8 protein-coding genes are annotated in these 10,794 nt (G+C 74.1%); 3 read left to right on the forward strand and 5 right to left on the reverse strand.

Going from position 1 to position 10,794, the window contains the following annotated elements:
• Window positions 1–12 precede the first annotated feature (12 nt).
• Together ACFI33_RS08825 and ACFI33_RS08830 are read left to right on the forward strand one after the other, a co-directional pair.
• Window positions 13–534, forward strand: a complete 522-nt coding sequence (locus ACFI33_RS08825) for a gamma carbonic anhydrase family protein (protein WP_127435553.1) — start codon at window positions 13–15, stop codon at window positions 532–534.
• A gap of 33 nt (window positions 535–567) precedes the next feature.
• Window positions 568–1,563 (forward strand): D-isomer specific 2-hydroxyacid dehydrogenase family protein, encoded by a 996-nt coding sequence (locus ACFI33_RS08830; protein ID WP_238693387.1) that lies wholly within the window; start codon window positions 568–570, stop codon window positions 1,561–1,563.
• Between the two features lie 27 nt (window positions 1,564–1,590).
• Here ACFI33_RS08830 and ACFI33_RS08835 read toward each other — a convergent pair whose 3' ends face one another.
• From ACFI33_RS08835 to ACFI33_RS08855, 5 genes are all read right to left on the reverse strand, one after another.
• Window positions 1,591–2,883 (reverse strand): ABC transporter ATP-binding protein, encoded by a 1,293-nt coding sequence (locus ACFI33_RS08835; RefSeq protein WP_462623951.1) that lies wholly within the window; start codon window positions 2,881–2,883, stop codon window positions 1,591–1,593.
• Window positions 2,884–2,918: 35 nt separating this feature from the next.
• Window positions 2,919–3,806: a carbohydrate ABC transporter permease gene (locus ACFI33_RS08840; protein ID WP_127435363.1), complete on the reverse strand. Its 888-nt coding sequence runs from the start codon at window positions 3,804–3,806 to the stop codon at window positions 2,919–2,921.
• Complete coding sequence (locus ACFI33_RS08845; RefSeq protein ID WP_127435364.1) at window positions 3,803–4,774, reverse strand: carbohydrate ABC transporter permease; 972 nt, start codon at window positions 4,772–4,774, stop codon at window positions 3,803–3,805. Before ACFI33_RS08845 ends, ACFI33_RS08840 begins: the two co-directional genes overlap by 4 nt.
• A complete protein-coding gene (locus tag ACFI33_RS08850) occupies window positions 4,771–6,075 on the reverse strand; it encodes an extracellular solute-binding protein (RefSeq protein WP_060974376.1) in 1,305 nt (434 codons plus the stop codon). Before ACFI33_RS08850 ends, ACFI33_RS08845 begins: the two co-directional genes overlap by 4 nt.
• 86 nt (window positions 6,076–6,161) lie before the next feature.
• Window positions 6,162–8,843 (reverse strand): ATP-dependent helicase C-terminal domain-containing protein, encoded by a 2,682-nt coding sequence (locus ACFI33_RS08855; RefSeq protein WP_251679648.1) that lies wholly within the window; start codon window positions 8,841–8,843, stop codon window positions 6,162–6,164.
• A 66-nt stretch (window positions 8,844–8,909) separates the two neighbouring features.
• Between ACFI33_RS08855 and ACFI33_RS08860 the strand changes: the two genes are divergently transcribed.
• Window positions 8,910–10,757: a glutaminase gene (locus ACFI33_RS08860; protein ID WP_036338182.1), complete on the forward strand. Its 1,848-nt coding sequence runs from the start codon at window positions 8,910–8,912 to the stop codon at window positions 10,755–10,757.
• Window positions 10,758–10,794: the final 37 nt, after the last annotated feature.

Here is a 10,794-nt window from a genome sequence, read left to right on the forward strand (position 1 = left end):
TAGGCTGGTGGCATGGCCCACATCATCACCGTCGCGGGTGCCACCCCGCGCATCCACGAGTCCGTCTTCCTCGCCCCGACCGCCGCGATCACCGGCGACGTCGAGATGGCCGAGCGCTCCTCGGCCTTCTACGGCGTCTCCGCCCGCGGCGACTCCGCCCCCATCCGCGTCGGGGCAGGCACCAACCTGCAGGACAACGTGGTGCTGCACGCGGACGAGGGCTTCCCGTGCACCCTCGGCGCCGGTGTCTCCGTGGGCCACTCCGCCGTGGTGCACGGGGCCACCGTGGAGGACGACTGCCTGATCGGCATGTCCGCCACGGTGATGAACGGCGCGGTGATCGGCGCCGGTTCGCTCGTGGCCGCCGGCGCCCTGGTGCTCGAGGGGACGCAGGTCCCGGCCGGCTCGCTCGTGGCGGGCGTCCCCGCGAAGGTCCGCCGCCCCCTCACGGACGAGGAGCGGGAGGGCCTCAAGGGGAACGCGGCCACCTACCTGCGGCTGTCCGCCGCGCACCGGGACGCCGTCGCCGGCTGAACCGGGCCCGGAGGATGTGGGACGGTGGGCACCATGCCCACCACTTCCACTCTCCCCCGCACCCGACCCGACGACGCCCCCGAGCGCCTGCTCATCCTCCCCGCGGCGCAGGACGTCGCCGGCACCCCCTACGCCCACGCCCGGCGGCTGGCCGAGCAGGCCGTGGCCGACGTCGGCGGCACCGCCGTGGCCGAGGGCGACCCCTCCGCCACGGCCCTGCTGATGGTCCGCCCGATCCCGGTCGACACGCTCGCCGCGGCCCTGGCCGCCCACCCCCACGTGAGCTGGGTGCAGCTCCCGTTCGCCGGGATCGAGCCGTTCGTCCCGCTCGTGCGCAGCCGCCCGGACATCGTGTGGACGTCCGCCAAGGGCACGTACGCGCCGCCGGTGGCCGAGCACGCGCTGCTGCTCACCCTGGCCCTGCTGCGGGACCTGCCCGCGCGCGTCCGCGCCACCGCGTGGGGCCCCTCCTCCGGCCGCACCCTGAACGGCCTGAACGCCGTGGTCGTGGGCGGCGGCGGGATCGCACAGGAGTACATCCGCCTGCTCAAGACCTGGGACGTGCGCGTCACCGCGGTCCGCCGACGCGCGGGCGACGTGCCCGGCGCGGACCGCACCGTCACGACCGACTCCCTCGACGAGGTCCTGCCCGGCGCGCAGGTCGTGATGATCGCCGCGGCGGCCACCGAGGAGACCCGCGGCATGTTCGACGCCGACCGCGTCGCCCTCCTGGACGAGGACGCCGTGCTCGTGAACGTCGCCCGCGGGGCGCTGGTGGACACGGACGCCGTCGTCCAGACCCTCGCGGCGGGCCGGCTGCACGGCTACGGCACGGACGTCACCGACCCCGAGCCGCTCCCGGAGGGCCACCCGCTCTGGACCGAGGAGCGCGCCCTCATCACGCCGCACACGGCGGACACCCCGCAGATGTGCATCCCGCTGCTCCACGCGCGGGTCGAGCGGAACCTGCGGGCCCGCGCGGCCGGGACGGAGCTGGAGGGCCTGGTGGACGCCGAGGGCGGGTACTGACCCGCCCCCGGCGTCCGCGGCGCCGGCTCAGCGGCGCGGCGCGTCCGCCTCGCGCGCGACCGCGTCACGCTCGGCCGCCATCTCGATCTGGCGGCGACGCTCCTCGGCGGCCCGGCGGGTCAGCTCCGCGCCGACCTCGGGGTCGCGGGTGAGGTTCTCACCGGTGGTCGGGTCGAACAGGTGCACGCGCGTGGTGTCCACCCACAGGCGGGTCGGCGTGCCCGGCCGGGCGCGGGACTCGCCGGAGAGGGTGGCCACGACGACGGGGCGCAGCTCGTCCGCGTCCAGGTCCTTGGCCAGCGAGGAGAGCATCTCGGCCACGGCCGGGTCCGGATCGAACTCGATGTAGCCGTACTGCTCGTGGCCCAGCCACTCCAGGTGGGTCAGCGTCGCGTCGAAGGTGGAGCCCTGGTCGCGGCGGCTGTCCTCCACCAGCTCGGCGTCCTCGAAGAACTCCGGCCGCAGGCCGAGGAACACGATGTCCCGCCCCTCGGCGGCGCGGGCCTTCTCGGGCGGCACCGGGATGTCACCGATCGGCGAGGACAGCACGTGGCCGCCCTCCTTCTGCTTCAGCGAGGCGGGCAGGAAGTTCATCGACGGCGAGCCGATGAAGCCGGCCACGAACAGGTTGAGCGGCTGCTCGTAGAGCTCGCGCGGGCTGGCCACCTGCTGCAGCTCGCCCTTCTTGAGCACGGCCACCCGGTCGCCCAGGGTCATGGCCTCGGTCTGGTCGTGCGTCACGTAGATGGAGGTGGTGGCCAGGCGGCGCTGCAGCTGCGAGATCTCCGCGCGCATCTGCCCGCGCAGCTTGGCGTCCAGGTTGGACAGCGGCTCGTCGAAGAGGAACGCGTCCGCCTCGCGCACGATCGCCCGGCCCATGGCCACGCGCTGACGCTGGCCGCCGGAGAGGTTGCCGGGCTTGCGCTCGAGGTGGTCCTCGAGCTCGAGCACGCGGGCGGCGTCGCGCACCTTGCGGTCGATCTCCTCCTCGGAGGGCTTGTTCTCCTTGATCAGCCGCAGCGGGAAGGCGATGTTCTCGTACACCGTCAGGTGCGGGTACAGCGCGTAGTTCTGGAACACCATCGCGAGGTTGCGGTCCTTGGGGGCCGCCTCGTTCACGCGGCGGCCGTCGATCAGCATCTCGCCGTCGGTGATGTCCTCGAGGCCCACGATCATGCGCAGCAGCGTGGACTTGCCGGAGCCGGAGGGGCCCACGAGGATGACGAACTCGCCGTCCTCGATCTCCAGGTTCACGTCCTTGATGGCGTGGAAGCCGTCGTCGTAGGTCTTGTCGATGTGGTTCAGGGTGATGGAGGCCATCGGGGGGTCCTTTCGGGAGGTCTCGTGTGCGGGCCTCAGCCCTTCACCGCGCCGTTGGTCAGGCCGGCCACGATCTGACGCTGGAACGCCAGCACCAGGATCACGATCGGGATGGTCACGATGATCGCGGCCGCCGAGATGGCCCCGGTCGGCGACTCGAACTGCGAGGCGCCGGTGAAGAAGGCCAGGGCGGCGGGCACGGTGCGCGCGGTCTCGGTGGAGGTCAGGGAGATGCCGAACACGAAGTCGTTCCAGGCGATGAAGAAGGCGATGATCGCCGTCGTGAAGACGCCGGGGGCGGCCAGCGGGACGATCACCTTGCGGAACGCCTCGAGCGGGGTCGCGCCGTCCACCTGCGCGGCCTGGTCGAGCTCCCACGGGATCTGGCGGAAGAACGCGGCCAGGGTCCAGATGGAGATCGGCAGGGTCAGGGACAGGTAGGGGATGATCAGGCCGACCCACGTGTCGTACAGCCCGAGGGTGCGCCACATGTTGAACAGCGGCGTCACCAGGGAGATGACGGGGAACATCGAGACCATCAGGGACACCGTGAGCACGAGCCGCTTGCCCGGGAAGTCCAGGCGGGCGATCGCGTAGGCGCACAGCGTGGCCAGGATGACGGCGATGATCGTGGCGATCACGGTGATGCCGATCGAGTTGCGCAGCGCCGTGAGGAACAGCTCGCGCGAGCCGCCCACGAAGATCTCCTCGTAGTTCACCGTGGACCACTGGGTGGGCAGCAGCTTGCCGTTGGCGAGGTCGGCGGGCGTCTTGAAGCTGGTCGCGAAGATCGAGAACAGCGGGAAGAGGCACCACACGCCGATCACGACGGTGAGGATCCACCACAGTGCGGTGGCCTTCCCGGTGCCGCGACGGTGGGGCGCGCGGCCCTCGGGGGCGGGAGCGGATGCGGCGGTGCTCACTTGGAACCTCCTCGGTCGGCCAGGTCCACCTTGAAGCCCTTGACGGCGATGACCGCCATGAGGGCCACGCACAGGAACAGGATCACGGAGACCGCCGAACCCATGCCGATCTCGAGCCGGCCGATGGACGTGCGGTAGGCCAGCAGCGAGAGGACCTCGGTGCCGTAGGCGCCGTTGGTCATGATGTAGATGGAGTCGAAGATGCGGAACGCGTCCATCGCGCGGAACAGGACGGCCACCATGATCGAGGCCTTCATGTTCGGCAGGATGACCAGCTTCATCCGCTGCCACCAGGAGGCGCCGTCGACGGAGGCGGCCTCGGTGAGGTCGCCCGGCACCTGGGCCAGGCCGGCCAGCAGGAGCAGGGAGATGAACGGGGTGGTCTTCCAGATCTCGGAGAGCATGATCACGAACAGCGCGGTGCTGCCCTGCGCGAACCAGTTCAGGTCCGCGTCGACGCCCGGCAGCCACTCGAACCAGGCGTTGATGTAGCCCGAGTCGATCGAGAACATGTAGAACCACGCGAACGCGGAGACCACGGTGATGATGCCGTACGGCACCAGGATGATCGTGCGGATCAGGCCGCGGGTCTGCTTGATGGCGTGGTGCATGGCCAGGGCCAGCAGGAAGCCGAGGATGAGCTCGACCACCACGGTCACCACGGTGATCAGCAGGGTCACCCCGAGGTCCTTCCAGAACACGGGGTCCGTGAGGATCACGCCGTAGTTGCCCAGGCCCACGAACTCGCGGTCGCCCGGCGCGGTGAGCCGGTACTTGAACAGCGAGTCGTAGAGGGCCTGCAGGATCGGGTACAGGACCACGAACAGCATCACGAAGAACGCGGGGCCGGCTAGGAGCCAGCCGAGACGCGCCTCGGACTTCGCGCGCTGGGACTTCACCCGGCGGGGGCGACGACCCTCGGCGGCGCGCGGGGTGGATGCGGCGGGTGCGGTGTCGACGTGGCTCACAGCAGACGCTCCCCTCTCAGGACTTCCTGGATGAAGTCGTCGGTCTCGGCCGGGGTGGACTCGGAGACGCCCGACGGCGGCGCGTAGCGCTGCTGGATCGCGGTGGAGACCTCGTTGTAGTACGGGGTCTGCGGCCGCGGGGCGCCGAGTTCGAGGGACTCCCGGATGGTGTCCGCCATGGGGTACTTCTCGGCGACCTCGGGGGCGTCGTAGGCCGCCGGGTCGGCGGGCGGGTTGCCGTTCTCGACGAAGTACTGGCTCTGGTGCTCGGTGGTGGTGATGCAGGAGATCGCGTCCCAGGCGAGGTCCTGGTGCTCGGACTTCGCGCCCACCCCCAGGTTGATGCCGCCCACGGGCGGCGCGGCGTCCTTGCCCTCGACGGTGCGGGGGTAGACAGCCCAGCCGATGTCCTCGGGCAGGTCCTCCGGCAGCGAGCCCTCCTCCACGGAGCCGAGGGTGGCCGGCCAGACGAACGGCCAGTTGACCATGAACGAGCCGTTCTTGCCCTGGAAGAGCAGCATGGAGGCGTTCTCGTCCTGCGTCGGCAGGCCGGCGCTGCCGAGACCCTCCTTGCCGATCGTGGAGATGATCCGCGCTGCCGTGCGGCCGGCCTCGGAGTCGAGGTTCGTGGTGACCTCGTCCGTGGGCGCCTCGGCGTTGGGGACGATCTGCTCCCCGCCGCCCTCGATGAGCGCGTTGAGCCACACGGTCATGGACTCGGCGCGGGCGCCCTGGACGGCCAGGTCCTTGTCCTGGCTGCGGGCGGCCTCGATCAGCTGGTCCCACGTGACGGGCTGGGACATGTCCAGCCCCGCGGCCTCGGCGACCGACTTGCGGTACCAGAGCAGCTGCGTGTTGGCCCAGAACGGGACCGTGACGAGCTCGTCCTTCCAGCTGGCGGCCGCGAGCGCGCCCTCCAGGGCGTTGTCCTTCGCGTACGCCTGCATCTCCTCCGGCACGGGGGCCAGGAAGCCGGGCTCGGCGAGCTCGGGGACGAACGGCGGGTCGAGGGACATGATGTCCATCGACGTGTCGCCCGCGGCGAGGCGGCGGGTCAGCTGCTCGCGCTGGGAGGCGGCGTCCGTCGGAAGCATGGACGTCTCGACTCTGTACCGGCCGTTCGCGGCGTCGGTGCACTGGGCGGCGATCTTCGCCTGCCCGCCGTCGTCGGGGTTGGTGTACCAGGTCAGGGTGGGCGTCTGCTCGGCCGGGGCACACCCGGCCAGGATGAGCGCGCCCGCAGCGACGGCGCCGGCCAGCGTGGCCCGGCGTCGTTGACGTGCCCGCGTGTCGTGTCTCACAAGTGGAACCTCATTCGATGCGAGTCGGATGTGACCGCCATCATCACGCATCGGAGCGATTCCTGCACGTTTCGCGGGCCCCTTTCTCAGCGGGCGCGGCGGTTCGTCCGGGCGGTCGGCTCCGCGGCGGCGGGATCCTCGGGCCACGGGTGCTTGGGGTATCGCCCGCGGTTCTCGGCGCGGACCTGCGCGTAGGGGCCGGCCCAGAAGGACGGCAGGTCGGCGGTCACGGCGAGTGGGCGGCCTGCCGGGGAGAGCAGGTGCAGGACCACCGGCTCACGGCCGTCCGCCACGGCGGGGGTGACACGCGCCCCGAAGAACTCCTGCAGCTTGGCGGCGACCACGGGCGGGGTGTCCTCGTGGACGGCCGGATAGTCCACGACGACGGCGCGCCCGCTCGGCACGGGCAGGCACTCGGGGGCGAGCTCGTCCAGCCGGCCCGCCTCCGGCCAGGGCAGGGCGCCGCGCAGCAGCGCCTCGGCGTCCAGGCGCGTGAGGGGCCGTCCCGCGGCCAGGTCGGCCGCGAGCCCGTCGACCAGTGTGTCCAGGCCGGGCAGCGCCGTATCCGAGAGGTCCGGCCACGGGGCGCCGAGGACGCGGTGGAGCAGGTGCACCCGGCGGCGCAGGCGTTCGGCCCGGCCGTGCGGGTCGAACCGGGCGAGGCCGTCGGCGGCGAGTGCGGCGCGCACGGCCTGCGCGGCGGCGTCGGGGGCGACGGGGGCCGGCGCCTCCGCCAGCACGAGCGCGCCCAGCCGGTCCACGCGGCGGCCGATGAGCCGGTCCCCGCGCCAGTCGGCGGTGTCCTCGGTGCGCCGCAGGCCCGCGCCGGCGAGCTCGGCGAGCGGCCGGTCGATCGGCGCGGCCGCGCGGATCGCGGCACCCGTGCCGGCCGCGTCCCCGGCCACGCGGGCGACCTCGGCCACGGCCAGCCACTCCTGCCCCGCCAGGCCGCCGCCGGCGGCGTCGCGGGGCAGGGCCGCGCGGGTGCCGGAGGCGAGCAGGTACGCGCCCGCCTCCCCCGCGCGTCGGGCGATCCACGCGGGGAAGGCCAGGGCGGCCACGAGGCCGGCGGGGTGCCGTCGCGCGGTCGCCGCCGCCTCGGGCCCGGGCTCGCCCGGGGCGTGGTGCGCGTGCCGACGGGCGAGTCGTTCCAGTCGGTCCGCCTCCCGACGCAAGCGCCCGGCCTCCGGGTGCCGGCCGTCCCGCACGGCCGCGACCAGCGCCTCGAGGTCGGCCCCGGGGGCGCGCAGGTCCAGGGCGAGGGCCGCCGTCGCCTCGGCCGCGGGGCGGGGCCCCGTCCACGGTGCCGCGCGCAGGAGGGCGTGGCCGAGGGGCGGGTCCAGGGGCAGCTCGGCCAGGACGGCGCCGTGCGGGGTGATGCGCCCGTCCGCGTCCACCGCGCCGAGGGAGGCGAGCGTGCGCTCGGCGGCGGCCATCGCGTCGGCCGGCGGGTCCTCGGGCAGGGTCAACCCGTGGCCGCCCGGGGCGCCCCACGCCGCGAACGCCAGGGCCACCGGCGCGAGGTCGACAACGGCGAGGGCCGGCGTCGGGGCTGCGGGAGCGGTGCCCAGGGCCGCGGCGGTGTGGCAGCGGACCACGGTGCCGGGGCCGAGGCGGGCGGCGCGGCCCGCACGTTGGCCGGCGGCGGCACGCGAGGCCTGGACGGTGACGAGCCCGGCCATGCCGCGCCCCCGGTCCCGGCGCGGCTCGCGGGCCAGGCCCGAGTCGACGACGAGGCGCACCCCCGGCACGGTCAGTGAGGACTCGGCGACCGCCGTCGCGACGACGACGCGCGGCACGGCGGGGTCGGCGCGGCCCGCGAGCGCGGCGTCCTGGTCGGCGGGTTCCTGGCGGCCGTGCAGGACGCGGACCTCGGTGTCCGGGGCGAGCGCGGCGACGCGCCCCGCGACGGTCTCGACCTCGGCCACGCCGGGCAGGAAGACGAGGGCGTCCACGCTCGGGTCGGCGTCGAGCGCCTCGGCGTGGGCGCGCGCGGCCGTGGCCGCGACGTGGTCGAGGAAGGCCCGGTCCACGCGGCCCTCGGCGGTGAGGCGGTGGCCGCGGAAGGGGGCGTGCTCCTCGCGCAGTGGGTGCAGCACGGCCGGGGTGGAGACCACGGGCAGGGGCGCGTCCTCCCCCATGCCGCGGGCCCAGCGGGCGGCCAGGGCGGCCGCGTCCACGGTGGCGGACATGGCCACGAGCGCGAGTTCGGGACGCAGCTGCCGCAGGTCGGCGAGGAGGGCGAAGAGCACGTCCGTGTCCAGGTCCCGCTCGTGGACCTCGTCCAGGACCACCGCGTCCACGCCGTCGAGCCCGGGGTCGGCGAGGAGGCGACGCAGCAGCAGGCCCGGGGTCACGAACTCGACGGCCGAGGCCCCGCCGCCCGCCGCGTCGCCGCGCACGGCGTACCCGGCGGCCGCGTCCCCGAGCCGAGCCTGCGCGTCGGGGTCGGCGCCGGGATGCACGTCGGCCGCGGCGGCCAGCACCGCCGTGCGCAGCCGCCGCCACGCCGCGCGCACCGCGACCCGCCGCGGCTGCGTGACCAGGACGCGCCCACCGCCGTCCTCCGCGAGCCGGACCACGAGCGCGGGCGGGACCACGGTGGTCTTGCCCGTGCCCGGGGGCGCCTCGACGACGGCCACCCCGCGCGCGTCCAGCGCCGCTTCGAGGTCGGGCAGGGCGGCCGCGAACGTCAGGCCAGCGCCGAGGCGGCCGAGGGCGGCGGCGAGGGCGGAGGGGACGGAGACGGGATCGACGGGGGTGGGCATCGGGACCCATTGTGCCCGCCTCCGCCACGCTGTCCCGGGACCGTCCCACTGACTAGGCTGTGACCCATGACCACACCCGTCCAGGAGCACCTCGATCGCCTCACGTCGGCCCACGCGGGCGAGGGGGAGGTCCCGGACGGGCTGGGCGTCGCGATGCTCCTGGTGGACGGGCACCGCTACGTCTCCGGATCCATGACGCCCGTGCCGCTCGCCACGCTCGCCTCTCCCCTGTTCCACGCGCAGGCCCTCGAGGACCTCGGCGCGGTGCGGGTGGGCGAGCGAGTGGGAGCCGTCCCCGTGCGCGACCTGGACCACCGGGTCGAGGTGGACGCCGTCACGGGCCTGCCGCACAACCCGCTGCAGAACGCGGGCGCGGTGGCCACCGCCTCCCTCGTGAAGGGCCGCGGTGGCCGCGACCGCACCGCGCGCATGATGCAGCTGCTCTCCGCCCTGTTCGACCGCGAGGTCACCGTCACGGAGTCGGCCGCGCGTGCGGAGAACCGCGCCCAGCACCACACCCGGTCCGCTGCCTGGCTGATGAAGTCCCTCGACACGCTGGACGCCGACCCCGAGACGCTGCTCGAGGACATCGCCACGGTGCGTGCCGCCGCCGTGACCGTGGAGGACCTCGCCCTGCTCGCCGGCACCCTCGCGCACGGCGGCGTCCACCCCGTCACCGGGGACCGTGTGCTGAGCGAGGAGACGGTCCGCGGTGTGCTGTCCGTGATGGACTCCTGCGGCATGGACACCCGGGACTCCCGATGGGCGTACGACGTCGGCCAGCCCGGCTGGGCGTCCACGCGCGGCGGCACGGTGCTCGTGGTGGTGCCGGGCCACCTCGGTCTGGCGCTGCAGTCGGACACGACGGACGAGAACGGGCTCGGCGCCGCGGCGATGGCCGCCCTGCGGACTATCGTCGAGGACTTCGAGCTGCACCCGTCGGTGGTCACCGGTTCCCCGCGCGCGGCCCTGCGCACCCACTACCGGATCGATCAGGCGCCCTCGGGCACGGTGCGCAGCGCCGTCGTCCTCGAGGCGCTCGGGCGGTTCGCGGACACCGTGCACGTCATGGAGCTGGGCGGTCACCTCGGCTTCAGCCAGGTGGACGCGATCGCCCGCGTCAGCCGCGGTCTGCCGGAGGCCCTCGAGACGCTCGTGGTGGACATGCGCTCGGTCAGCTCCATCTCCCGCCCGGCCCGCCTGCTGGTGGCCCAGTGGTTCGCCCGCGCGCTGGGCAACGGGCTCGACGTCGTCGTCGTGGACCGGGACGCCGCCGAGATGAAGGAGCTGATGTCGGCCGTCGAGGAGTCCGTGGAGGTGGACCTGCCCGAGCCGCTGCAGGATGAGGCCGAGGGGGTGGACCCCGCCGCCGAGGGCGCGCAGTTCGTGTTCTTCGACTCCCGCTCGCGGGCCGCCCAGTGGGCCGAGCAGCGGCTGCTCTCCCGGCACGCCCCCCACCTGCTGCCGCGGGACGCCCAGGAGGCGGCCGTAGCACCCCTGCTGCAGCACCTCTCCGCGGACGATGCGCGCCTGCTCGAGTCCATGATGGACGAGCGGGTCTACTCGGACGGCCAGATCATCCGTCGCGCCGGCCAGCCGTTCGGCGGCATCTACGTGATCGTCTCCGGCACCGTGGAGCTCTCGGGCCAGGGCACGGGCAGCCGTCGTGTGCGCCGCACCCTGCTCACCCCGGGGATGACGTTCGGCGAGATGGCCCTCGGCCAGCCGGGCCGTCAGCCCTCCACCGTTCGCGCGCGCGGGCCGGTGACGGCGCGAGTCCTCACCGCCCAGGTGATGGTCGCGCTCCAGGAGGGCTTCCCCCAGCTGGCCCTGGCCCTCTGGGAGGCGCTGGCCCGCGACGCGTTCACCGCGCTGAGCCAGCTCATCCGGGAGACCGGCGCGCTGCAGGACTGACAACCCGCGGGGGGGGGGGGGGGGGGGGGGGGGGGGG

The organism is Micrococcus sp. PSi08 (assembly GCF_054960655.1).

Coding starts and splice junctions, on each gene's coding strand:
- ACFI33_RS08830 (WP_238693387.1), top strand. CDS start 568: ATGCCCACCACTTCCACTCTCCCCCGCACCCGACCCGACGACGCCCCC.
- ACFI33_RS08860 (WP_036338182.1), top strand. CDS start 8,910: ATGACCACACCCGTCCAGGAGCACCTCGATCGCCTCACGTCGGCCCAC.
- ACFI33_RS08855 (WP_251679648.1), bottom strand. CDS start 8,843: ATGCCCACCCCCGTCGATCCCGTCTCCGTCCCCTCCGCCCTCGCCGCC.
- ACFI33_RS08835 (WP_462623951.1), bottom strand. CDS start 2,883: ATGGCCTCCATCACCCTGAACCACATCGACAAGACCTACGACGACGGC.
- ACFI33_RS08825 (WP_127435553.1), top strand. CDS start 13: ATGGCCCACATCATCACCGTCGCGGGTGCCACCCCGCGCATCCACGAG.